The 24048-nt window shown below is 71.1% G+C and carries 22 protein-coding genes; 8 read left to right on the forward strand and 14 right to left on the reverse strand.

The features are described 5' to 3' along the window. Positions 1–35: 35 nt before the first annotated feature. Together ppdK and KBY47_RS03025 are read right to left on the reverse strand one after the other, a co-directional pair. On the reverse strand, positions 36–2783 hold the full coding sequence (gene ppdK, locus KBY47_RS03020; RefSeq protein WP_374103051.1) for a pyruvate, phosphate dikinase: 2748 nt from the start codon (positions 2781–2783) through the stop codon (positions 36–38). Between the two features lie 417 nt (positions 2784–3200). After that, entirely contained in the window at positions 3201–4421 is a 1221-nt protein-coding gene (locus KBY47_RS03025) for an ROK family transcriptional regulator (RefSeq protein WP_210919281.1), read from the reverse strand. Positions 4422–4544: 123 nt separating this feature from the next. Between KBY47_RS03025 and KBY47_RS03030 the strand changes: the two genes are divergently transcribed. From KBY47_RS03030 to KBY47_RS03040, 3 genes are all read left to right on the forward strand, one after another. After that, positions 4545–5984 carry a hypothetical protein gene (locus KBY47_RS03030; RefSeq protein WP_210919282.1) on the forward strand — a complete coding sequence of 480 codons (1440 nt, stop codon included), beginning with the start codon at positions 4545–4547 and terminating at the stop codon, positions 5982–5984. After that, positions 5981–7930, forward strand: a complete 1950-nt coding sequence (locus KBY47_RS03035) for a glycogen debranching N-terminal domain-containing protein (RefSeq protein WP_210919283.1) — start codon at positions 5981–5983, stop codon at positions 7928–7930. Before KBY47_RS03030 ends, KBY47_RS03035 begins: the two co-directional genes overlap by 4 nt. Positions 7931–8014: 84 nt before the next feature. After that, on the forward strand, positions 8015–9811 hold the full coding sequence (locus KBY47_RS03040) for a CDP-alcohol phosphatidyltransferase (protein ID WP_374103052.1): 1797 nt from the start codon (positions 8015–8017) through the stop codon (positions 9809–9811). 4 nt (positions 9812–9815) lie between these two features. Here KBY47_RS03040 and dusB read toward each other — a convergent pair whose 3' ends face one another. Beyond that, positions 9816–10958: a tRNA dihydrouridine synthase DusB gene (gene dusB, locus KBY47_RS03045; protein ID WP_210919284.1), complete on the reverse strand. Its 1143-nt coding sequence runs from the start codon at positions 10956–10958 to the stop codon at positions 9816–9818. A gap of 99 nt (positions 10959–11057) precedes the next feature. Here dusB and KBY47_RS03050 point away from each other — a divergent pair, with 99 nt between their 5' ends. Continuing rightward, complete coding sequence (locus KBY47_RS03050; protein ID WP_210919285.1) at positions 11058–11264, forward strand: hypothetical protein; 207 nt, start codon at positions 11058–11060, stop codon at positions 11262–11264. A gap of 51 nt (positions 11265–11315) precedes the next feature. Here KBY47_RS03050 and KBY47_RS03055 read toward each other — a convergent pair whose 3' ends face one another. The 4 genes from KBY47_RS03055 to KBY47_RS03070 form a co-directional block, all read right to left on the reverse strand. Further along, positions 11316–11903, reverse strand: coding sequence for a TetR family transcriptional regulator (locus KBY47_RS03055; protein ID WP_210919286.1), 588 nt, complete (start codon positions 11901–11903; stop codon positions 11316–11318). 26 nt (positions 11904–11929) lie between these two features. Further along, positions 11930–12940, reverse strand: coding sequence for an aldo/keto reductase (locus KBY47_RS03060; RefSeq protein ID WP_210919287.1), 1011 nt, complete (start codon positions 12938–12940; stop codon positions 11930–11932). A gap of 65 nt (positions 12941–13005) precedes the next feature. Continuing rightward, a complete protein-coding gene (locus tag KBY47_RS03065; RefSeq protein ID WP_210919288.1) occupies positions 13006–13614 on the reverse strand; it encodes a LysE family translocator in 609 nt (202 codons plus the stop codon). 172 nt (positions 13615–13786) lie between these two features. Beyond that, entirely contained in the window at positions 13787–15169 is a 1383-nt protein-coding gene (locus tag KBY47_RS03070) for a glycine--tRNA ligase (protein WP_210919289.1), read from the reverse strand. Positions 15170–15346: 177 nt separating this feature from the next. Between KBY47_RS03070 and KBY47_RS03075 the strand changes: the two genes are divergently transcribed. Genes KBY47_RS03075 through KBY47_RS03090 form a run of 4 tightly spaced genes read left to right on the forward strand, consistent with a single transcriptional unit; the run spans position 15347 to position 18524 of the window. Beyond that, positions 15347–16303 carry a zinc ABC transporter substrate-binding protein gene (locus KBY47_RS03075; protein ID WP_210919290.1) on the forward strand — a complete coding sequence of 319 codons (957 nt, stop codon included), beginning with the start codon at positions 15347–15349 and terminating at the stop codon, positions 16301–16303. Between the two features lie 43 nt (positions 16304–16346). Then, positions 16347–17141 (forward strand): metal ABC transporter ATP-binding protein, encoded by a 795-nt coding sequence (locus KBY47_RS03080; RefSeq protein ID WP_210919291.1) that lies wholly within the window; start codon positions 16347–16349, stop codon positions 17139–17141. After that, positions 17141–18043, forward strand: a complete 903-nt coding sequence (locus KBY47_RS03085) for a metal ABC transporter permease (RefSeq protein ID WP_210919292.1) — start codon at positions 17141–17143, stop codon at positions 18041–18043. Before KBY47_RS03080 ends, KBY47_RS03085 begins: the two co-directional genes overlap by 1 nt. A gap of 58 nt (positions 18044–18101) precedes the next feature. Then, positions 18102–18524, forward strand: coding sequence for a Fur family transcriptional regulator (locus tag KBY47_RS03090; RefSeq protein ID WP_210919293.1), 423 nt, complete (start codon positions 18102–18104; stop codon positions 18522–18524). Positions 18525–18546: 22 nt separating this feature from the next. Here KBY47_RS03090 and KBY47_RS03095 read toward each other — a convergent pair whose 3' ends face one another. The 7 genes from KBY47_RS03095 to KBY47_RS03125 form a co-directional block, all read right to left on the reverse strand. Then, positions 18547–19380 carry an isoprenyl transferase gene (locus KBY47_RS03095; protein ID WP_210919294.1) on the reverse strand — a complete coding sequence of 278 codons (834 nt, stop codon included), beginning with the start codon at positions 19378–19380 and terminating at the stop codon, positions 18547–18549. 51 nt (positions 19381–19431) lie between these two features. Next, positions 19432–20178, reverse strand: a complete 747-nt coding sequence (gene recO, locus KBY47_RS03100) for a DNA repair protein RecO (protein ID WP_210919295.1) — start codon at positions 20176–20178, stop codon at positions 19432–19434. 76 nt (positions 20179–20254) lie between these two features. Next, the gene (locus tag KBY47_RS03105) at positions 20255–20881 is read right to left on the reverse strand and encodes a DUF1266 domain-containing protein (protein ID WP_210919420.1); all 627 of its coding nucleotides are present in this window, start codon (positions 20879–20881) and stop codon (positions 20255–20257) included. A 276-nt stretch (positions 20882–21157) separates the two neighbouring features. Then, positions 21158–21859, reverse strand: coding sequence for a hypothetical protein (locus KBY47_RS03110; RefSeq protein ID WP_308405018.1), 702 nt, complete (start codon positions 21857–21859; stop codon positions 21158–21160). A 15-nt stretch (positions 21860–21874) separates the two neighbouring features. Continuing rightward, the gene (locus KBY47_RS03115) at positions 21875–22180 is read right to left on the reverse strand and encodes a hypothetical protein (protein ID WP_210919296.1); all 306 of its coding nucleotides are present in this window, start codon (positions 22178–22180) and stop codon (positions 21875–21877) included. Positions 22181–22211: 31 nt separating this feature from the next. Beyond that, entirely contained in the window at positions 22212–23582 is a 1371-nt protein-coding gene (locus tag KBY47_RS03120) for a glycoside hydrolase domain-containing protein (RefSeq protein WP_210919426.1), read from the reverse strand. Next, complete coding sequence (locus KBY47_RS03125) at positions 23543–23980, reverse strand: protein phosphatase (protein ID WP_210919297.1); 438 nt, start codon at positions 23978–23980, stop codon at positions 23543–23545. The genes KBY47_RS03120 and KBY47_RS03125 overlap by 40 nt, the downstream gene beginning before the upstream one ends. Between the last annotated feature and the right edge of the window lie 68 nt (positions 23981–24048).

Here is a 24048-nt window from a genome sequence, read left to right on the forward strand (position 1 = left end):
GGTGACAAGCGACGGCCCCGGGGGCTCGGGCCGGGTCAGCGGTGGTCGCTGCCCTCCGACTGGCTTGCCGCGCGGCCCGCTTCCAGGCGGGCGACGGGGATGCGGAACGGGGAGCAGGAGACGTAGTCCAGGCCGACCTCGTGGAAGAAGTGGACGGACTCGGGGTCGCCGCCGTGCTCGCCGCAGACGCCGAGCTTCAGGTCGGGGCGGGTCTCGCGGCCCGCCTTGGCCGCCGCGGCGACCAGGGAGCCGACGCCGTCCTTGTCGATCGTCTCGAACGGGGAGACGCCGAAGATGCCCTTCTCCAGGTAGGCCGTGAAGAAGGAGGCCTCGACGTCGTCGCGGCTGAAGCCCCAGACCGTCTGCGTCAGGTCGTTCGTGCCGAAGCTGAAGAACTGGGCGGCCTCCGCGATCTGGCCCGCCGTCAGGGCGGCGCGCGGGAGTTCGATCATCGTGCCGATCGACAGCTTCAGTTCCGTGCCCGTCGCCGATTCGACCTCCGCGATGACCTTGTCGGCCTCCTCGCGGACGATCTCCAGCTCCTGGACCGTGCCCACGAGCGGGATCATGATCTCGGCGCGCGGGTCGCCCTTCGCGGCCTTGCGCTCGGCCGCCGCCTCCGCGATCGCCCGTACCTGCATGGTGAACAGGCCGGGGATGACCAGGCCCAGGCGTACGCCCCGCAGGCCCAGCATCGGGTTCTGCTCGTGCAGGCGGTGTACCGCCTGGAGGAGGCGGAGTTCGTTCTCGTGGGGCTCCTGGCGGGACTCCGCCAGAGCGACGCGGACCGACAGTTCCGTGATGTCCGGCAGGAACTCGTGGAGTGGGGGGTCCAGGAGGCGGATCGTGACCGGCAGGCCGTCCATCGCCTCGAACAACTCCACGAAGTCACGCTTCTGGAGGGGGAGGAGTTCCTTCAGGGACTCCTCGCGCTCCTGTTCCGTGTCCGCCAGGATCAGGCGTTCCACCAGCTCACGCCGGTCCCCGAGGAACATGTGCTCCGTGCGGCACAGGCCGATGCCCTGGGCGCCGAAGCGCCGCGCCCGCAGCGCGTCCTCCGCGTTGTCCGCGTTGGCGCGTACCCGCAGGCGGCGCTTGCGGTCGGCGAAGGCCATGATCCGGTGGACCGCCTCCACCAGCTCGTCGGCGTCGTCCGCGCCCGCGTGCATCCGGCCCTCGAAGTACTCGACCACCGGGGACGGGACCACCGGCACCTCGCCCAGGTAGACCTTGCCGGACGAGCCGTCGATCGAGATGACGTCGCCCTCCTCGACCACGTGGCCGCCGGGGACCGTCATACGACGCCGCTTGGTGTCGACCTCCAGCTCCTCCGCGCCGCACACGCAGGTCTTGCCCATGCCCCGCGCCACCACGGCCGCGTGGGACGTCTTGCCGCCCCGGGACGTCAGGATGCCCTCCGCCGCGATCATGCCGTCGAGGTCGTCGGGGTTCGTCTCGCGGCGGATCAGGATGACCTGCTCACCCGAGCGGGACCACTTCACCGCGGTGTACGAGTCGAAGACCGCCTTGCCGACCGCCGCGCCCGGCGACGCCGCGATGCCCCGGCCGACCTGCTCGACCTTGGCGTTCTCGTCGAAGCGGGGGAACATCAGCTGCGCCAGCTGGGCGCCGTTCACCCGCTGGAGCGCCTCCGCCTCGTCGATCAGGCCCTGGTCGACGAGCTGCGTGGCGATGCGGAACGCCGCGCCCGCCGTGCGCTTGCCGACACGTGTCTGGAGCATCCACAGCTGACCGCGCTCGATCGTGAACTCGATGTCGCACAGGTCCTTGTAGTGGTTCTCCAGCGTCTCCATGATCTGCATCAGCTGGTCGTACGACTTCTTGTCGATCGACTCCAGCTCCGCGAGCGGGACGGTGTTGCGGATGCCCGCGACGACGTCCTCGCCCTGGGCGTTCTGGAGGTAGTCGCCGTAGACGCCCTGGTGGCCGGAGGCGGGGTCGCGGGTGAAGGCCACACCCGTGCCGGAGTCCGGGCCCAGGTTGCCGAAGACCATGGAGCAGACGTTGACGGCCGTGCCGAGGTCGTGCGGGATGCGCTCCTGGCGGCGGTAGAGCTTGGCGCGGTCGCCGTTCCAGGAGTCGAAGACCGCCTTGATGGCGAGGTCCATCTGCTCGCGCGGGTCCTGCGGGAAGTCCCGCCCGGCTTCCTTCTTCACGATCTTCTTGAAGGCGGTGACCAGTTTCTTCAGGTCGGCGGCCTCCAGCTCGGTGTCGACCGTGACCTTCTTGGCCTCCTTGGCCTTGTCGAGGGCTTCCTCGAAGAGGTCACCGTCGACGCCGAGGACGGTCTTGCCGAACATCTGGATGAGGCGGCGGTAGGAGTCCCACGCGAACCGGTCGTCGCCCGCCTGCTTGGCCAGGCCCTGGACCGACTTGTCGGAGAGGCCGATGTTGAGGACCGTGTCCATCATGCCGGGCATGGAGAACTTGGCGCCGGAGCGGACGGAGACCAGCAGGGGGTTGTCGGGCTGGCCCAGCTTCTTGCCCATGCGCTGCTCCAGCGCGTCGAGGTGCGCACTCACCTCGTCACGCAGTGCCGCGGGCTCCTCACCGCTGTCCAGGTAGACCTTGCAGGCCTCGGTGGTGATGGTGAAGCCGGGCGGGACGGGGAGCCCCAGGTTGGTCATCTCGGCGAGGTTGGCGCCCTTGCCGCCGAGCAGGTCCTTGAGGTCCTTGTTGCCCTCGGTGAAGTCGTAGACGAACTTCACGCCCTCAACGCTGGCACCGGGATCGACTCCCTGAAGATCTTTGTTTTCCGACACGGGTCTCGACTCCTCGAGGACGCGGTGGCTGCCCTGACGGCGAGGAACATACCCAGATCGAAGGCGCCTGGGTACGTCCACTCGTGCGTCATGCGCCCGTAACCAGTCGTCCGCCACCGGATCGAAAGTCAAGGCTTGGTAAGCCGTCGCGAGTCCTTGTTTTCACTTCTTGAACGCGTCAACTCCCGTAGACCCCGAATCTCGCTCAGATGAGCACTGTTCCACACGTATGATTTCGATCGATGAATGATCAAGGGGTGGCACTCAGTGCCACCCCTTGGAGAAGTGCAGCCGCTCATGAATCGCTCATCTGAGCGCAACCCTTATCAGGGGTGGCGAGAATCACGCTGCCACACCCGCCGGGATTTCACCATGCGGACGGCCCCGCGGACGCCTCCCCCGCCGGAAACACCGACGTCACACACCCATGGCCCGCAACCGCTCCTCCACCCGCTCCGGCGCGTACAGATGCTCCACGACCAGCGCCCCCGCGCCCACCAGCCCCGCCCGCTCCCCCAGCCGCGAGGTCACCACCTCCAGACGAGCGGTGGACCGCGACAGCGCCCGCTGGTACAGCAACTCCCGTACGCCCGTCACGAACGCCGTTCCGGCCAGATCCCCGGCGATCATCAGCACCCCCGGGTTCAGCAGCGTCACCACCGTCGCCAGCACGTCCCCGACCCGGCGCCCCGCCTCCCGCGCGAGCCCCACCGCCTCCGGATGCCCGGACGCCAGCAGGTCCCGCACGTCCGAGCCGGACGCCGCCGGGACGCCCGCGGCGGCCAGCCGACGGGCCACGGCACCGCCGCTGGCGACGGCCGCCAGACAGCCGTACGACCCGCAGCGGCACAGCGCCTCCGCGCCCTGCGGCACCCGGATGTGCCCGATGTCCCCGGCGCCGCCGTCGATGCCGCGGTAGACCGAGCCGTCGACCACCACCCCGGCACCGATACCGGTGGAGACCTTCACCAGCACGAACGCCGAGCAGTCGGGGTGGCCGGTGCGCTGTTCGCCGTACGCCATCAGGTTGGCGTCGTTGTCGACCAGGACCGGGACGGGCGCGGCGCCCGTGTGTTCCGTGAAGGCGCGGGCCAGGCGGCCGCGGATGTCGTAGCCGTCCCAGCCGGGCATGATCGGCGGCTGGACGACCCGGCCGGTGTCGCTGTCCACCGGGCCCGGCACCGCGAGGCCGATGCCGCAGACCTCCCGCGGCTCATGACCCGCCTTCTCCAGCAACTCGGCGAACCAGCGGCCCAGTTCACCGAGGACGGTTTCCGGGCCGTCCTCGATGACCAGCGTGCCGCCGTGCTCGGCGAGGATCTCGCCGGTCAGGGTCAGCACGGCCGCGCGGGCGTGGCGGGTGTCCAGGTCGGCGGCGAGGACGACCGCGTGCTCGTCGTCGAACTCCAGGGTGATCGAGGGGCGTCCGCCGAGCGGTGAGCCGACCGGGCCGCCCGCGCCCTCGCGCAGCCAGCCCGCGCGGAAGAGACGGTCCAGGCGCTGGCCGACGGTGGCCCGGGACAGACCGGTGGCCTGCTGGAGCGCGCCGCGCGTGGTGGCGCGCCCACTGCGCACCAGTTCGAGCAGCTCGCCTGAACTGCCCTGACCTCGAGCGCCACGAGTACTCCGTACGGACATCCGCGCACCCCCTTGTGTTTCTCAAGCTTGCATTACATATTGAGTTTTGCGTGTTAAATAGACGTAACCCTACGGTAGCCGCTGCCGAACCGACCGGCCGTACATGTCTTCGGGGAGCCCCGAGTGGATCGTCCAGCACAACTCGTCGCCCGGCCCATGGAACGCGCCGTTGCATACGATCCGGGCACCGAGGCCGACTCCCTGCACCTCAGGGCGGCCCGGGTGCTGGAGGGCAACTGGACCGGAACGTCCACCGTCCCCTCGCGCGGGCTGTACCCCCACCAGTGGTCCTGGGACTCCGCGTTCATCGCGATCGGCCTGAGGCACCTGTCGCCGTTACGGGCCCAGACGGAACTGGAGACGCTGCTGGCGGCGCAGTGGGGCGACGGACGCGTCCCGCACATCGTCTTCAACCCCTCCGTCCCCCTCGACGCCTACTTCCCGAGCCCCGACTTCTGGCGCTCCTCGACCGCGGGGCGCGCTGCGGGCGCCCCGCGCACCGTACAGACCTCCGGAATCGTGCAGCCACCCGTGCACGCGCTGGCGGCCTGGCTGGTGCACCTCGCCGACCCGGGGCTGTCCCGGGCGCGCGGCTTCCTGTCCACGGTGTATCCCCGGCTCGCCGCGTGGCACCGCTATCTGCTGCACCGGCGCGACCTGGGCGGCGGCTCCCTGGCCTCCGTCGTCCACCCCTGGGAACAGGGCATGGACAACAGCCCCTGCTGGGACGCCCCGCTCGCCCGGATCACCCCCGCCCCGGCCCGCTCCTTCCGCCGCGCCGACCTCGACCACGGCGCCCCCGAGGACCGGCCGACGGACCTGGACTACGGACGGTACGTACGACTGGCGACGGACTACCGGGACCGGGGGTACGACGACGGACGGCCCGCGCCGAGCGGCCCGACCGGCCCCAACGCCTTCGCCGTCGAGGACCCCGCCTTCAACGCCCTCCTCATCGCCTCCGAGCACGCCCTCGCCCGCATCGCCCGCGAACTGGGCGCCACCGGCACCGCCCGCCACGCCCGCGCGGAACGGCTGACGGCGGCGCTCGTGGACCGGCTGTGGGACCCGGCGCGCGGGATGTTCCTGTGCCGGGACGTGGCCGGCGGTGAACTGATCCCCGAGCGCGGCGTCTCCGGCCTGGTGCCGTTGCTGCTGCCGACGCTCCCGCGCGACATCGCCACCACGCTCGTGCGCACGATGTGCGGCCCGCACTTCGGGCTCGGCTCCACCACCCGCCTCGTGCCCAGCTACGACCTGCGCGGCGAGGCCTTCGACCCGCACCGCTACTGGCGCGGCCCGGCCTGGTTCAACACCGGCTGGCTGCTGGAGCGCGGGCTGCGGCTGCACGGCGAGCGGGGCCGCGCGGACGCCCTGCGCCGGGCGATCCTGCACACCGCCGACGCCTCCGGTTTCGCGGAGTACGTCGACCCGTACACCGGCGAGGCCTGCGGCACCACCGACTTCGGCTGGACCGCGGCACTCGCCCTCGATCTGCTGCACGACCAGCCCGCCTGGGACAAGGGCACAGCCACGGCGTTCAAGGGAGGGGACCGGGGATGACGGACCGGCATCATCTGCTCGTGTACGGCGGGACGTTCGCCGCCGTGGGCGACCGCGGGGACATCAGCGGAGTGCGCGGCGCCAGCGCCGCCGACGGGCTGCCGGACGGCCTGTTCGTGCGGGACGCGCGGCATCTGAGCCGCTGGCAGCTCACCGTCGACGGCGCGGTGCCGGAGGCGCTGACCCCGGTCGCCGACGGGGACACCGCCCGCTGTGTGCTCGTACCGCGCGGCGGACGCCAGGAGCCGCCCGCGTACACGCTCTTCCGGGAACAGGCCGTCGGCGACGGCTCGTTCGTGGAGTTGGTACGGGTCAGCGGCAACCGGCCGGTGCCCACCACGGTCCGGCTCGCGCTCACCGTCGACGCCGACTTCACCGACCAGTTCGAACTCCGCTCCGACCACCGCACCTACGCCAAGACCGGCGCCGTCCGCCGCCGCCAGGTCCTCGACGACGGCGTGGAGTTCACCTACCGGCGCGGCGAATGGGAGTCCCGTACGACGGTGACGTCCGACCCCGCGCCCGACGGCGTGGAGGAGACCGGCACCGGCGCCCGCCGACTGGTGTGGACGCTGGAGCTGGAGCCGCACGGCACGGCCGAGCTGGTGCTGCGGGTGATCGCCCGGCCGCACGGCGAGAAGCGGGCGCTGCGGGTGCCCCGCTCGCCCGCCGCCGTCAACGGACAACTGCTCGCCCGGGAGGGCGAGTTCGTCGAGGGCGTCGCCTTCCCGACCGGCTGGCCGGAGCTGGCGGCGGCCTGTGCGCGCGGGCTCGCCGACCTCGCCGCCCTCCAGGTCCCGGCCACCGGCCCGGACGGCGAGGAGCTGCGCGTCCCGGCCGCCGGAGCGCCCTGGTTCCTCACCCTGCTGGGCCGGGACGCCCTGCTGACGTCCCTCTTCGCGCTGCCCTACCGGCCGGGTCTGGCCGCCGCCACCCTGCCCGCGCTCGCCGCGGCCCAGGCGACCGGCACCGAGGTGGGCTCGGTCGCCCAGCCCGGCAAGATCGTGCACGAGGTGCGGCACGGCGAGCTGGCCCACTTCGGGCAGGTGCCGTACGGCCGTTACTACGGCTCGGTCGACGCGACGCCCCTCTTCCTCGTGCTGCTCGGCGCGTACGTCGAGCAGACCGGCGACACCCACCTCGCCCGCCGGCTCCAGCCGCACGCCCGCGCGGCCGTCGGCTGGATGCTGGACCACGGCGGACTGACCTCGCGCGGCTATCTCGTGTACCGCGCCGACCAGGGCGGACTCGCCAACCAGAACTGGAAGGACTCCCCCGGCGCCATCTGCTCGGCCGATGGAAGCAGGCCGAGCGGGCCGGTGATGGCGGCGGGGGCCCAGGGCTACGCGTACGACGCGCTGCGCCGCACGGCGTGGCTGGCCCGCACGGTGTGGGACGACGAGACGTACGGGGCGCTGCTGGAGCAGGCCGCCGGTGACCTCCGGGACCGTTTCCAGCAGGACTTCTGGATGCCGGAGCGCTCCTTCCCGGCGCTCGCCCTGGACGGGGACGGCCGCCAGGTCGACGCGCTCGCCTCGGACGCCGGGCACCTGCTGTGGTCGGGGCTGCTCGACAAGGAGTACGGGGAACTGGTCGGGCGGCGCCTGCTGGAGCCGGACTTCTTCTCCGGCTGGGGCGTGCGCACGCTGGCCGCCGGGCAGCCCGCGTACCATCCGCTGTCGTACCACCGAGGTTCGGTGTGGCCGCACGACAACGCGCTGATCACGCTGGGTCTTTCCCGCTACGGCCTGCACGACGAGGCCCGCACGGTCGCGCACGCCCTGGTGGACGCGGCGACCGCGACCGGGCACCGGCTGCCCGAGGTGCTCGCCGGGTACGGCCGGGACACGCACGCGGAGCCGGTGCCGTATCCGCACGCGTGCGTGCGGGAGTCCCGGTCGGCCGCGGCGCCGCTGGCGCTGCTGACCGCGGTGGGAGGCGCTTGAAGAGGGGGCGGGCGCGGTGAACGCGGGGCCCCGCCGGACCGTACGGGATGGTGGCGGACCGGCTACGCACGGAAGGACCTTCGGGTGCCTGTCTTCACGCGCTCGCGTCACACCCCTCAGGACGCGCCCGACACGACGACGGAGGCGGACGGCGAGCACGCCCCGGACGCCTCGGACACCCCGTCGCCCGCGGGGAAGCGGGCGTGGCTGACGGGCCGGGTCCGTGCCTGGCGCGCCGCGCACCCGACGGCCGTCCGCGTCCTGCGGGTGTCCCTGACCGTCCTGTGCGCGGTCCTGGTGCTGGGCGCCCTGCTGCTGCCGAACGGGCCCAACACCGTGCGTCCCGCCCAGTTCCTGCGCCTCCCGGCGGAGGCGATCGTCGGCGCGGCGGTGCTGCTGGCGCTGCCCGGCCGCCGGTGGCGTACGGCGGTGGCGGTGCCGACCGGGGTCGCGCTGGGCGCGCTGACGACCCTGAACCTGCTGGACATCGGCTTCAAGGAATACCTGGGCCGGGGCTTCAACATCGTCCTGGACTGGGAGTTGCTGGACGACGCGCGGTCGTACCAGAAGGACACGATGGGCGGCGCGGCGACCACGGCCGCGACGGTCGGCATCGTGGTCGCGCTGCTGCTGCTCTTCGCGGCGCTGGTGCTGGCGACGCTGCGGCTCGGTGAACTGCTGGCGCGGCACCGGACGGTGGCGACGAAGGGCACGCTGATCGCGGGCACGGTCTGGATCACCTGCTCCACCCTCGGCCTCCAGATCGCCGGAGTGCCGCTGGCCGCCGACCGGGGCGCGGACACGCTGACGGCGCAGACGCGGCGGGTGAAGGCGACCCTGCGGGACGAGGCGGCGTTCGCGAAGGAGGCCGGCCAGGACGTCTTCGGGGCGACCCCGCCCGCTCAGCTGGTGCCCGATCTGCGCGGCAAGGACATGCTGTTCACGTTCATCGAGAGCTACGGCCGCAGCGCCCTGGAGGACCCGCTGATCGCACCGGGCGTGACCAGCACGCTGGACGCGCGGAACGAGGCCCTGGAGAAGGCGGGCTTCCACGCGAAGAGCGGCTGGCTGACGTCGGCGACGTACGGCGGCAGCAGCTGGCTGGGCCACTCCACGTTCCTGTCCGGCCTGTGGATCGACAACCAGCAGCGGTACCGCACGGTGACGTCGAGCGACCACCTCACCCTCACCAAGGTCTTCCAGAAGACGGGCGACTGGCGCACGGTCGGCATCGTGCCGGGGGTGCAGAAGGGCTGGCCGGAGTCGAGGTTCTTCGGCCTCGACCACGTCTACGACGCGTTCCGCCTCGGCTACGAGGGCCCGAAGTTCAGCTGGTCGACGATGCCGGACCAGTACGCCCTGGAGGCGTTCCAGCGCCTTGAGCACGGCAAGGAACACGACAAGCCCCTGATGGCGGAGATCATCCTCACCTCCAGCCACCAGCCCTGGGCGCCCGTCCCGAGCATGGTCGGCTGGGACGAGCTGGGCGACGGCCGGATCTTCGAGGGCATCGAGAAGGCGGGCGCCGACCCCAAGGAGGTCGTCCCGGACTCCGACCGCTCCAAGGAGGAGTACGGCAAGTCGGTCGCGTACTCGGTGACCAGTCTCACCGAGTGGCTGGAGCGCTACGGCGGCGAGGACACCGTCCTGGTCTTCCTCGGCGACCACCAGCCCATCCCCCGGGTCAGCGGCGACAACGCCAGCCGTGACGTACCGGTGTCGATCGTCGCGAAGGACCCCGAGGTGCTGGAGAAGATCGCCGACTGGAACTGGGCGGACGGCCTCAGGCCCGTCGCGGACACCCCCGTGTGGAAGATGGACACCTTCCGCGACCGCTTCCTGACGGCGTACGGCTCCACGCCGCACCCGTCCGGGAAGTGACCGGTCAGCCGCCGGAGGTGTCCAGTTCGGCGTCCTCGCCGACGCCCGCGCAGTCGTAGGGGTCCTTCAGCCAGCCGTCGGGCAGGACGACGCGGTTGTTGCCGGAGGTACGGCCGCGTGGCCCGTCGGCGCCGGCCGGCCACGGCTGGTCGAGGTCGAGTTCGTCGAGCCCGGCGCGCAGCTCCGCCAGCGAGGAGGTGATCGCGAGCCGCTTGCGCATCTCGGAGCCGACCGCGAAGCCCTTCAGGTACCAGGCGACGTGCTTGCGGAAGTCGATGACGCCCCGCGACTCGTCGCCGATCCACTCCCCGAGCAGGGTGGCGTGCCGGACCATGACGTCCGCGACCTCACGCAGGGTGGGACGGGCGATGTCGGCCTCCCGCCCCTCGAACGCGGCCACCAGGTCCGCGAACAGCCAGGGCCGCCCCAGGCAGCCGCGCCCGACCACGACACCGTCGCACGCGGTCTCCCGCACCATCCGCACCGCGTCCTCGGCGGACCAGATGTCGCCGTTGCCGAGCACCGGGATCTCCGGGACGTGCTCCTTGAGCCGGGCGATGGCGCTCCAGTCGGCGGTGCCGCCGTAGTGCTGGGCGGCGGTGCGGCCGTGCAGGGCGATCGCGGTGACGCCCTCCTCGACGGCGATCCGTCCGGCGTCGAGATACGTCACGTGGTCGTCGTCGATGCCGATGCGCATTTTCATGGTGACGGGCAGGTCACCGGCGCCGCTGACGGCCTCGCGCAGGATGGCCCGCAGCAGGTTGCGCTTGTACGGCAGCGCCGAGCCGCCGCCCTTGCGGGTCACCTTCGGGACCGGGCAGCCGAAGTTGAGGTCGATGTGGTCGGCGAGGTCCTCCTCCGCGATCATGCGGACGGCCTTGCCGACGGTCGCCGGGTCCACGCCGTACAGCTGGATGGAGCGGGGCTTCTCGCCGGCGTCGAAGTGGACCAGCTGCATGGTCTTCTCGTTGCGCTCCACCAGCGCCCGGGTCGTGATCATCTCGCTGACGAACAGCCCCTTGCCGCCACTGAACTCCCTGCACAGGGTGCGGAAGGGCGCGTTGGTGATCCCCGCCATGGGGGCGAGGACGACGGGCGGGGTGACGGCGTGCGGGCCGATCCGGAGCGGCGTGGCGGTCGTGGACATTCCTCCATTGTCACGTACGGGAGGGGATGCCGGGCGCGGGCCGCCGGAGCGGCGGCGGGCGGCCCCTGTTGATGTTGGGATTGCTGCACACTCTGCTGCATGCCGACGACGAGCACGAGCAAGGTCAGCCGCTGGGACCAGCACGGGCGTGAGCATGTGGTGCGGGTGCACCGCCGGGGGATACAGCGCACCATCAGGTGCGACACCTGCGGCTGGCGGCAGGGCGCGCAGTTCCTGCCCTGGCTGAAGGCGGAGGAACACCTGGCCGCGGAACACCAGGCGACGGTGGACCCGGGGCGGGGGTAGGACGGGCCGGGGGCAGGACGGGCCGGGGGCAGCGCTCGGCACCCGGGGACGTCAGGCCCGCAGCCCCCGCATCAGCAGCTCCACCAGTGCCTCGAACTCCGTCTCGATGTCCGGTTCGGTCCACTGCTGGGCGTGGGCGGGGTTGTGGAAGAGCTGGGTGGCGTCGAAGATCGCGCGGGCCGTGGTCGGGGGGTCGGTGACGGTGAAGGTGCCGTCCGTCACGCCGTCCTCGATGATCCGGGTGAGCTGGCCGGTCAGCTCGTCGAGGTGGGCGTTGACCATCGCGCCGTTCTCACCGGTGAGCACCTTGTACGTGGCGAACAGCTCGGGGTCGTCGCCCGCCTTGCGGCGCTTGGCCTCGAAGAGGGTGCGCAGCCAGTCCCGCAGCCGGGCACCGGGATCGCGGTCCGTCTCGGTGACCAGGCCGGTGAGGGCGTCGGAGGTGCGGTCCAGCCACCGCTTGGTCACCGCCTCGCGCAGCGCCGCCTTGGTGCGGAAGTGCCGGTAGACGCTGCCGTGGCTGACGCCGAGCGCACGGGCCACGTCGACCACGGTGGCCTTGGCCGGGCCGTGGCGGCGCAGCACCTCCTCGGTCGCTTCGAGGATGCGCTCGGCGGTCAGGGTCTCGGTCGGTGCCATGGGTCAGACCGTACCCGCAGCCATGGTCAGCGTTCGCTGTCGAGCTGTGCCATCTGCGGGGCCGGGTAGCGGTCGCCCGCCGCCGCGTCCGCCGGGACGGCCTCCTCGACGGCCCGCAGGTCCGCCGCGTCCAGCGTGACGTCCAGCGCGCCCAGCGCCTCGGCCAGCCGCTCCCGGGAGCGGGCGCCGACCAGCGGCACGATGTCCGTGCCACGGCCGAGCACCCAGGCGATGGCGATCTGCGCGACGGAGACGCCCTTCTGCTCGGCGGTCTTCCGCAGCGCCTCGACGAGGGCGAGGTTGTGGGTGAGGTTGTCGCCCTGGAAGCGGGGCGAGAAGGCACGGAAGTCGGCGGCGGCGAGCTGCCGGTCCGCGCTGAAGTGGCCGGAGATCAGCCCGCGCGAGAGCACGCCGTACGCCGTGATCCCGATGCCGAGTTCACGGACGGTCGGCAGGATCTCCTCCTCGATGCCCCGGCTGATCAGGGAGTACTCGATCTGGAGGTCGGAGATCGGCGCGGTCGCCGCGGCCCGGCGGATGGTGTCCGCGCCGACCTCACTCAGCCCGATGTGCCGTACGTAGCCCTGCTCGACCAGTTCGGCGATGGCGCCGACGGTCTCCTCGATGGGCACCTGCGGGTCGAGGCGGGAGGGCCGCAGGACGTCGATGTGGTCGACGCCCAGGCGCTGGAGGGAGTGCGCGGCGAAGTTCTTCACCGCGGCCGGGCGCGCGTCGTAGCCCAGCCAGCTGCCGTCGGGGCCGCGCAGCGCGCCGAACTTGACGCTGATCAACGCCTGTTCGCGGCGGGCGGGGGGCGCGGTGCGCAGGGCCTCGCGGATGAGCAGTTCGTTGTGGCCCATGCCGTAGAAGTCGCCGGTGTCGAGGAGGGTGACGCCCGCTTCCAGGGCGGCGTGGATGGTGGCGAGGGACTCGGGCCGGTCGGCGTCTCCGTACATCCCGGACATGCCCATGCAGCCGAGGCCGAGCGGGAAGACGTGGGGGCCGGTCGTGCCGAGGGGTCGGGTGTCTGTGGTCATGCCTCCACTCTCGCATGACAGCTGACAGATTTCAATATCTGTCAGCTGTCATCCCGGTTGCCGTCTCACCCCTCCAGCGCCAGCCGCGCCCCCAGCACCACGAACGACGCCGCGAACCCGCGCCGCAGCCACGTCAGCACCCGCGGCCGGGAGATCACATGACTGCGCACGGCCGCCGCCAGCACGCCGAACACCGCGAAGACCACGAAGGTGACCAGCATGAAGACACCGCCCAGCATCAGCATCCGGGCCGCGGCCCGCGGCTCCCCCGGGCTGACGAACTGTGGCAGGAAGGCGAGGAAGAAGATCGTCACCTTCGGATTGAGGAGATTGATCAGCACGGCCCGGACGACCACCCGGCGGACGGAGGCGGGCGCGGCGCCCTCGTCGATCCCGAGCGCCTCCCGGTCCCGCACCATCGCCCAGGCCATGTAGAGCAGATAGGCCACACCGGCGTACTTGAGGACCTGGAACGCGGTCGCGCTGGCGTGCAGCAGCGCGGCCAGCCCGGTCACGGTGGCCAGCACATGCGGCACGATCGCCAGCGTGCACCCCACCGCCGCCCAGACGGAGGCGGCCCGCCCCCGGGCCAGCCCGGCGGCCAGCGTGTAGACGAGCCCGGTCCCGGGCGTGACGACGACGACCAACGTGGTCAGCAGAAACGTAATGCTCATGCCCCCACCCTGGAAGCACGAAGGCCCCCGATACAGGTCCACTCGGGGACCGGTATCGGGGGCCAATAGAGCTGCTGGCTGCCCACCTAGGGAGCAGCGCCGTCAGGGGCGCGGGGAGCCGCGCGACAAGCCACGACGCACCCGCACCCGGCAACGGCGAACCGCGCCCGGTTCAGCTGCCGATCAGACGGCTGGCAAGGTACCCCTCGATCTGGTCGAGGGACACCCGCTCCTGCTTCATCGAGTCCCGCTCGCGCACCGTCACCGCGTTGTCCTCGAGCGTGTCGAAGTCGACGGTCACGCAGTACGGCGTCCCGATCTCGTCCTGGCGCCGGTAGCGGCGCCCGATCGCGCCCGCGTCGTCGAACTCGATGTTCCAGTTCTGCCGCAGCGCCTGCGCGAGCCCCTTCGCCTTCGGCGACAGCTCGGGGTTGCGGGACAGCGGAAGCACGGCCACCTTCACCGGCGCGAGGCGGTGGTCGAGCCGCAGCACGGCCCGCTTCTCCATCTTGCCCTTGGCGTTGGGCGCCTCGTCCTCGACGTACGCGTCGAGCAGGAAGGCCAGCATCGCCCGGCCGACACCGGCCGCGGGCTCGATGACGTACGGCGTCCAGCGCTCCTGGGCCTCCTGGTCGTAGTAGGAGAGGTCCTGGCCGGAGGCCTTGGAGTGCGCGCCGAGGTCGTAGTCGGTGCGGTTGGCGACGCCTTCAAGCTCGCCCCACTCGCTGCCGCCGAACTGGAAGCGGTACTCGATGTCGGCGGTGCGCTTGGAGTAGTGGGAGAGCTTCTCCTGCGGGTGCTCGTACCACCGCATGTTCTCCTCACGCAGGCCGAGACCGGTGTACCAGTTCCAGCGCTGCTCCATCCAGTACTCCTGCCACTTCTCGTCCTCGCCCGGCTTGACGAAGAACTCCATCTCCATCTGCTCGAACTCGCGGGTGCGGAAGATGAAGTTGCCCGGCGTGATCTCGTTGCGGAAGGACTTGCCCATCTGGGCGATGCCGAACGGCGGCTTGCGGCGCGAAGTGGTCTGCACCTGGGCGAAGTTGGTGAAGATGCCCTGCGCGGTCTCGGGCCGCAGGTAGGCGATCGAGCCGGAGTCCTGGGTCGGGCCGAGATGGGTGGAGAGGAGACCCGAGAACTGCTTGGGCTCGGTGAACTGGCCCTTGTTGCCGCAGTTGGGGCAGTTGATGTCGGCGAGGCCGTTCTCGGGCGCGCGGCCCTTCTTCTCCTCGTAGGCCTCCTCCAGGTGGTCCGCGCGGAACCGCTTGTGGCAGGAGGTGCACTCGGTGAGGGGGTCGGTGAAGGTGGCGACGTGACCGGAGGCGACCCACACCTCGGGGGCGAGGATGACGGACGAGTCGATACCGACCACGTCCTCGCGCGACGTCACCATGTAGCGCCACCACTGGCGCTTGAGGTTCTCCTTCAGCTCGACACCGAGGGGCCCGTAGTCCCAGGCGGCACGCTGACCGCCGTAGATCTCACTACAGGGGAAAACAAAGCCACGGCGCTTGCTCAGGCTGACGATGGTGTCGATCTTGTCGGCGGCCACGGTGCTCTCTTCATTACGACGACGGGCGACGAAGCGAGATGCTTCCAGCGAATGCTTCAGGTTACCGGCGGGGGCTGCCCCTCAGCCAAATCGGTCCGCTCTTGAGGCCGTGGGCCGCCATATGGCGCTGACCACGTTTATTGACAACGGTTTCCACATTCGCTGAAAATGAGTGTCATGAACGTACGACGACACATATCCGGCATCGCGGTCGCGGCGGCCGCCACGCTCGGCCTCGGCACCCTCACCGCGTGCTCCTCCGACAGCGCCGCCGCGGGCAACACCGACAAGTTCGACGTCGTCGCGTCGTTCTACCCCATGCAGTTCCTCGCCGAGCAGATCGGCGGCGAGCACGTGAACGTCACCACCCTCACCGAGCCCGGCCAGGAGCCGCACGACCTGGAGCTGAGCGCCCGGCAGACCGCTCAGCTCGGCGAGTCCGACGCGGTGCTCTACCTCAAGAGCCTCCAGCCCGCCGTCGACGAGGCCATCGGCCAGTCCGGCGTCAAGACGAAGATCGACGCCGCCACGCTCACCACCCTCGAGGACCACGGCGACGTCGAGCACGACCACGGCGACGAGGAAGAAGGGTCCCCGGAAGAGGAAGAGCACGCCCTCGACCCGCACATCTGGCTCGACCCGGTGAAGTACTCCGAGGTCGCCGAGGGCGTCGGCGCGGCCTTCGAGAAGGCCGACCCCGACCACGCGGCCGACTACAAGAAGAACACCGCCGCCCTGGTGGAGAAGCTCGGCGCCCTCAACACCTCCTTCGAGGAAGGCCTGAAGGACACCGACACCAAGGTCTTCTTCACCAACCACGCCGCCTTCGGCTACCTCGCCGAGCGCTACGGCCTCACCCAGGAGGCCATCTCCGGCCTCGACCCGGAGAGCGAGCCCAGCCCCGCCCGGATCAAGGAACTCCAGGAGGAGGCCAAGGCCGACGGAGTCACCACCGTCTTCTACGAGACACTGGTCTCCGACAAGACCGCGAAGACCCTCGCCAAGGACGCGGGCCTGAAGACGGACGTCCTCGATCCGCTGGAGGGCATCACCGACAAGTCCAAGGGCGAGGACTACTTCCAGGTCATGGAAGCCAACCTCAAGGCGCTGGAAACGGCCCTGGGCGGCAAGTGATCCAGCGCATGACAGCCAGCAAGTGATTCTTACGGAGGACGCCATGGGCGCCACGGGAGAGACCCCGGCCACGGGAGACCCCGTCATATCCCTGCGCGGCGTCCGCGCGGAGCTGGGCGCACGCCCCGTCCTGCGCGGCATCGACCTCACCGTGGGCCGCGGTGAGGTCGTCGCCCTGCTCGGCGCCAACGGCTCCGGCAAGTCCACCGCCGTGCGCGGCGTCATCGGACAGGTCCCGGTGAGCGCGGGCGAGGTCGAGCTGTTCGGCACCCCGCTGCGCCGCTTCCGCGACTGGGCCCGCGTGGGATACGTCCCCCAGCGCACCACCGCCGCGGGCGGCGTGCCCGCCACGGTGACCGAGGTCGTCACCTCCGGCCGCCTGTCCCGGGCCCGCTTCGGGATGCTCCGCAAGGCCGACCACACCGCCGTACGGCACGCCCTGGAACTGGTCGGCATGGCGGACCGCGCCAAGGACTCGGTCAGCGCCCTCTCCGGCGGCCAGCACCAGCGGGTGCTGATCGCCCGCGCCCTGGCCGCCGAACCGGAACTGCTGATCATGGACGAGCCGATGGCGGGCGTGGACCTGGCGAGCCAGGAGGTCCTGGCCGCGACCCTGCGCGAACAGGTCACCCGCGGCGTCTCGGTCCTCCTGGTCCTCCATGAACTCGGCCCGCTGGAGCCGCTGATCGACCGCGCGGTCGTACTCCGCGACGGCTGTGTGCTGCACGACGGCCCGCCGCCCAAGGCGGTCGGCCAGCACGCCCTGCCCGGCCACGACCACGTCCACCCGCACGCCCCCGCGGGCGCCGAACCCCTCCGCACGGGACTGCTCAGCTGATGGAAATCCTGAACTACGCCTTCATGCAGCGGGCGCTCCTGGCCGCCGTCCTCGTCGGCATCACCGCCCCCGCGGTCGGCATCTACCTCGTCCAGCGCCGCCAGGCCCTGATGGGCGACGGCATCGGCCACGTCGCCATGACCGGCGTCGGCCTCGGCTTCCTGCTCTCCTGGTCCCCGGTGTGGATGGCGACCCTCGTCTCCATCCTCGGCGCGGTCCTGATGGAGCTGATCCGCTGGTACGGCAAGACCCGCGGCGACATCGCCCTCGCCATGCTCTTCTACGGCGGCATGGCGGGCGGCGTGATGTTCATCAACCTCGCCCCCACCGGCTCCAACGCCAACCTGACGTCGTACCTCTTCGGCTCCCTGTCGACGGTCTCCGAATCCGATGTCACCGCCATCACCATCCTCGCCGCCTTCGTGGTGCTGGTCACCCTGGGCCTGCGCCGCCAGCTGTTCGCGGTCAGCCAGGACGAGGAGTTCGCGCGGGTCACCGGGCTGCCGGTGCGCGCGCTGAACCTGCTGACGGCCGTGACGGCGGCGGTGACGGTGACGGTCGCGATGCGCGTCGTCGGCCTGCTGCTGGTGTCCGCGCTGATGGTGGTGCCGGTGGCGGCGGCACAGCAGCTCACCCGGAGCTTCGCGGCGACCTTCGCGATCGCGGTGGCGATCGGCGTGAGCGTCACCATCGGCGGCACGGTGACGTCGTACTACCAGGACGTGCCGCCCGGCGCGACGATCGTGCTGCTGACCATCGGCGCGTTCATCCTGCTGACCCTCCTGGCCGCCCCGCTGGCCCGGCGCCGCGCACGGGCCCTGGCCGCCGCACGGCCCGCCGAGGACCCGGCGGAGTGTGCGATTCCGGCCACTCGGGGCGCGACCGACGAGGTCGGCGTCTGACCGCGCACAGACCGGGCTGGCACAATGGCCCGGCAGACGCAGACATGAGGAGGCTCAGGTGACCACCGCTGGACCGCCCGTGAAGGGCCGCGCCACCAGGCAGCGCGCCGCCGTGGCGGCAGCCCTGGAAGAGGTCGAGGAGTTCCGCAGCGCGCAGGACCTCCACGACATGCTCAAGCACAAGGGCGACTCGGTCGGACTCACCACCGTCTACCGCACCCTCCAGTCCCTCGCCGAGGCCGGCGAGGTCGACGTCCTGCGCACCTCCGACGGCGAGTCCGTCTACCGCCGCTGCTCCACCGGCGAACACCACCACCACCTCGTCTGCCGCACCTGCGGCAAGGCGGTCGAGGTCGAGGGCCCCGCGGTGGAGAAGTGGGCGGAGGCCATCGCCGCCGAGCACGGCTACGTCAACGTCGCCCACACCGTGGAGATCTTCGGCACCTGCGCGGACTGCGCGGTCGCGGACCCCGAGGACTGACGCCCGGCCGGCGCCGCCCGGCTCACTCCTGCCTGCCCTCCATGGCCAGCAGTTCCTCGTTCGGGATCGCGCCGCCGAACCGGCGGTCCCGCGAGGCGAACTCAAGACACGCCCGCCACAGGTCCCGGCGGTCGAAGTCCGGCCACAGCACGTCCTGGAACACCATCTCGGCGTACGCGCTCTGCCAGATCAGGTAGTTGGAGACGCGCTGCTCCCCGCTGGGGCGCAGGAACAGGTCGACGTCCGGCATGTCCGGGTAGTACAGGTACCGCGCGAACGTCTTCTCGTTCACCTTCCCCGGGTCCAGCCGCCCCGCCCGGACGTCCTCCGCCAGCGCCTGCGCCGCGTCCGCGATCTCCGCGCGCCCGCCGTAGTTCATGCAGAAGTACAGCGTCAGCCGGTCGTTGTCCTTGGTCTGCTCCTGGGCGACCTGGAGTTCCTTCGCCACCGACTTCCACAGCTTGGGCATCCGCCCCACCCACCGCACCCGAACCCCCAGCTCGTCCAGCTGGTCGCGGGTCTTGCGGATGAAGTCCCGGTTGAAGTTCATCAGGAAGCGCACCTCGTCCGGCGACCGCTTCCAGTTCTCGGTGGAGAAGGCGTACAGCGAGATGGCCTTCACATCCATCTCGATCGCCCCCTGGAGCACGTCGAGCACGCACTCCGCGCCCACCTTGTGCCCCTCGGTGCGCGGCAGCCCCCGCTCCTTCGCCCACCGCCCGTTGCCGTCCATGATGATCGCCACATGGTTGGGCACCAGTTCCCCGGGGAGCTTCGGGGGCCGCGCGCCGGACGGGTGCGGCTCGGGCGTGCGGTACTCACGGCGCTGCCGCCCCAGAAACCCGCGTACGACCATGGTGCTTGCCTTCTCTCTAGCGTGTCGTGCTCTCTAGCGTGTCGTGCTTCTCTACTTCTCGACGTAGCGCAGCGAGCGCAGCCCGCGCTCCAGGTGCCAGTGCAGATACGCGGACACCAGCCCGCTCCCCTCCCGCACGTACCGCGCCTCGCACGCGTCCGCCGTCGCCCAGTCGCCCGTGAGCAGCGCGCCGAGCAGTTCCAGGGTCCCCGGGGAGGGTACGACGCTGCCGGGTACCCGGCAGTCGACGCAGACCGTGCCACCGGACGCCACCGAGAAGAACCGGTTCGGTCCGGGCATCCCGCACTTCGCGCAGTCGCTGAAGCTCGGCGCGTAGCCGTTCACGGCGAGGGAGCGCAGCAGGAACGCGTCGAGGACGAGATGCGGGGCGTGCTCGCCACGGGCGAGCGTGCGCAGCGCCCCGACCAGCAGCAGGTACTGCTGCACCGCGGGCTCGCCCTCGTGGTCGGTGAACCGCTCCGCCGTCTCCAGCATGGCCGTCCCGGCCGTGTACCGCGCGTAGTCGGTGACGATCCCGCCGCCGTACGGCGCGATGGTCTCGCTCTGGGTGCACAGCGGCAGCCCGCGCCCGACCAGCTCGCTCCCCCGCGCGAAGAACTGCACGTCGACGTGGGAGAAGGGTTCGAGCCGCGCCCCGAACTTCGACTTGGTGCGCCGCACGCCGCGCGCCACGGCGCGTACCCGGCCGTGACCGCGGGTGAGCAGCGTGATGATCCGGTCCGCCTCACCCAGCTTCTGGGTGCGCAGCACGATGCCGTCGTCGCGGAACAGACTCATGCCGACATTCTCGCGTACGCCCGGAGCCCGGGGGCACGGCCTCCGTAACAGCCGGGCAACGGGCTCCCGCCCGGCTTCACCGGGCGCGCTCGGGCCGCCGTATGACGTTCCAGGGGGCGAGGTTCCACGGGCTGGCGCGGTTCCCCGGATCGAGAAGGGCACGCAGATGCGCGTCGGCGGCGGCCTGCGGCGCGGGGAAACCGGCGTCGGCCGTCCCCCGCAGCCCCTCCCGCCACACCTGCCGCCCCAGCAGGTAGTGATCGGCGTACTCACCCCAGGACCCGTACGCCCCCGCCACCGCCGGGACGATGTTCTTCAGCGCGGTCCACGCCTCCCCCTCCCCGATCAGCCCGCACGCGAAGCCGCGCCGTGCGATGTCGACGTACAGCGCGGCGTCCCAGGCGAGCGGTGCGACGCCGGTCAGCTGGTAGGCGCGCGCCCGGTAACCCGTGCGGGACAGGTCGTCCAGGCGACCGACCAACTCGTCCCGCGTGCTGATCTCCCACTGCTCGGCCAGCCAGGACCGCGCGCTGTCGTCGTCGATGCGGGTGAACGGGTACAACGTCGTCCGCGAGGCGGTACGGTCCCGGCTCACCGGCGCGCTCAGCGACACCATCCACAGCTGGTGCGTGCTGAGACGGTCCGGGTAGCGCCGGGTGACCTTGGCCCCGCGCCCCGTCCCTCTCCAACTCCAGAAGCCCATGCGCCCGCACCCTAACGTCAACGCGTCAAGGCACCTCACCCGGCTGCGGACGCTGGCGTACGCGGTCACGGCGCCGAGTCGCTCGGCGGGGGTGGCGAGCCGCACGGCGGCGGGCTCGACGTCCCGCTCCTTGCCCCCGCCGTACGGTCTCAGCTGGACGTTACGGCCCTTGGACAAACGGTACGCGCGACTACCGGCGCGAGAGCGGCCACGGCAACGGAATAGCGCGGGGGGCGGACCGACCCGGCCCGCCCCCCGACGCCCCTGCCGCGAGCCTCAACTCACCCGCTGTTGCTTCAGCAGCCGCTCGGCGCGGTCGCGACGGGGCGGGGCCAGCACGTCCACCATGACGCCGGCGCCCTCGCCGGGCATGGCCCCGGCCAGACGCAGCCGGTCGGCGAGCCTCCGGACGGACGCGTCGTCCGGGCCGCGGTCGACGTAGAACAGCGACTCGTCGACCGGGTCGTCGTCGCCGCCCCAGCGCACGACGCCCTCGCAGTCGGCGAGGATGTCGCGCACCGTCAGCACCTGGAGCGGGAAGAGGCTTCCGCCCGCGCCCGCGCCCGGCCGGATCCGCACCCCGGTGCCCGAGGCGAGGTTGGACTCCGGCATGTCCTTGTGCAGGCCGTCGATCGGCTGCCAGCCCGCCAGGTCACCGGGGGACAGCTGCTCGACCTCGTAGTGGAAGCGACGGACGACATGGAGCAGGATCGCCTCCACGTCGCCGATCCGGATGTCGACCTCCAGGCCGGTGCCCGCGACAGGGCGCGTCCAGACGGTGGAGACATGGTTGGCCTCCTTCTCCAAAGTCCAGCCGTTGGCCGAGGCGGGCGCCTTCTTCGGTGCGTTCACGGGGGCGGCCGTCGCGGTGCCGGGGGCGAGGGAACCGACCGCCGCGGCGGCGGTGATCACGCCGGCGGTCGTCACCAGGGTGCGTCTCGATATCCCGTTCCCACTGCCGCGCCTGTCGATGTGCACGTCTTGGTTCCCTTCCTAGGGTGAGTAGATGATCAGCGCCGTGGTCGGCAGGAACGTGGCCAAGGCGCTGAGCCACCAGTAGATGCCGGGCGGAAGCGAGCTGCGGCGGGCGAGGGAACGGTTCACGGACATCCAGAGCAGGACGTAAGGGACGATGACGATGGCTGCGATGGGCAACCACAGCACCATGGGGTCGTTGTCCGTCGGCTCGGGACCGCTCGCCCAGCTCGCCGCGAGGAACCACAGGACCCAGATCGGTATCACGCCCGGGATACCGAGGAGCACATTGGCGCCCAGGGCCACCTGCCACCGTCTGGTCATCGGTCCGGCCTTCCTTCGCTTGCTGGTGTCGCTAGGCGCGCGACAACGCGTTGTACTGCTCCAGGACGTGATACAGGCCCATCAGCTCTCGTCCATACTGCTCGGCGTCCGGACCGGTGCCGTTGTACTGGCCGAGGACCGCCTCGGTGACATGGACGTTGCCGCTCAGGTCCGGCCGGTCGATACCGAGCAGCTCCGAGTTCCAGAGCAGTACGTACGCGACTGTGCGGACGTTGTGCTCCTCGTCGTCGTGGAGCTTGTCCCAGACGGCCCGCAGGTCCGCCTTGGAATCGAAATCCAGCGGCTCGCCGTTGATGATCCCTTCGCCGATGCAGTAGTTGCGGGCCTTGATGGCGGTCGCGGCGAAGATCTGTCCCCACCCGGTGCTGCAGTCGTCCAGCTGACCGGCCTTGACCGCCGCGTCGGAGGCGAAGTCGAGCGGGTTCAGCTTGCGCAGCTCCCACAGGACGGGAGCCTGGATGAGCGCCTTGCGCATCCGCAGCGTCCGGGCCAGTGAGGTGAAGAGCCAGTCCGCGTCCACCACCGCGTTGAACGCCTCCGTGTTGGAGATGCCCCCGAGGCTGGCCCGGTCCTTGTCGGTCCAGCCGTCGCCGCCGGTCTCAGGGACGCCGATCGACTCCAGGTACGCCTTCACGTCCTGGAGCATCAGGCTGCGGTAGGCGGCTTCGTCCAGGCGCGTGTCCAGTCCGCCGAGGTCGGCGCCGGGGTCGAAGTCGCTCTGGCCGAAGTCCCGGCCGGAGACGAGGTTGTTGTCGATCTCGATCTGCCCCGCGCCCGAGCCGACCGTGACGGTCGAGATCTGGTCGAACGCCCAGTTGGTCGGCAGCGGGTAGCCGAGGTTGCCGGAGAAACCGCTGGACATGTCGGACACGAAACTCGCCGCGGCGTACCCGGCGTCCGCGACCCGCTGACAGACGTTGCGGGGACCGTAGACGCCGACGCCGTAGCTGGAGTTCTCCCCGATCGTGCGCATGACTCCGCGGAAGTGCGGGAGGACGTACGCCGTGACCTCACCGTCCATGGCGTCGTAGTCCACGGCAAAGTAGATGATGGTGCCGGGCTTGAAGCCGTGGTACTTGGCCCACTCGATCGCACGGAACGCGTCGGCCGCTCCCTGGCTCGGGCTGAAGTAGTCGGCCGACCGGCTCCAGGTCTGGAAGATGGGGAAACAGCTGAGCCCGTACTCCTTGATGGTGGCCAGCTCGCCGGGCTGGATCTGCTTCTCCGGCAGGTCCGTGGCGGATGGGTTGAAGAGGTAGCGGCCGATGTACTTGTAGCCGGCGTCCTTCAGCGCCTGCGCCCGCGCGGGCGTGATCTTGGTGACGCCGTGGCCGCTGTCGACTACGCGGCAGCGAACCGCCGGACATAACCCCGCTGCCACGGCGTCTCCACCGCCCGCCGGTCGTAGTGGGCGCGGACGTACCCCACCGCCTCCTCCGCCGGTACGCCGTCCAGCACCGCCAGACAGGCGAGTGCCGTACCGGTGCGGCCCTTGCCGCCCTCGCAGGCGACCTCCACCCGCTCCGTCGCCGCCCGCTCCCACGCCTGTGCCAGCGCGGACCGGGCCGCCTCCCGGTCCGCCGGGAGCCAGAAGTCCCGCCAGCGCAGCCAGCGCGCCTCCCAGGGCATGGCGGGTGGCCGGCCGCCGAGGAGGTAGAGGCCGTACGAGGGTTCCGGCGCGTCGGGGGGCAGGGGGCGCCGCAGGCCCCGGCCCCGTACCAGCCGCCCGGACGGCAGCCGTAGTACGCCCGTGTCCCGCTCGTCCCACACCTCGCCCATCCGGCCCCTCCTGGGTCGCGTCGGCGACCAGCATTCCAGCAGGTGCCGGGGGCCGGGCAACCGAATCC

The sequence above is a fragment of the Streptomyces sp. B93 genome (assembly GCF_018070565.1).
GTDB lineage: Bacteria > Actinomycetota > Actinomycetes > Streptomycetales > Streptomycetaceae > Streptomyces.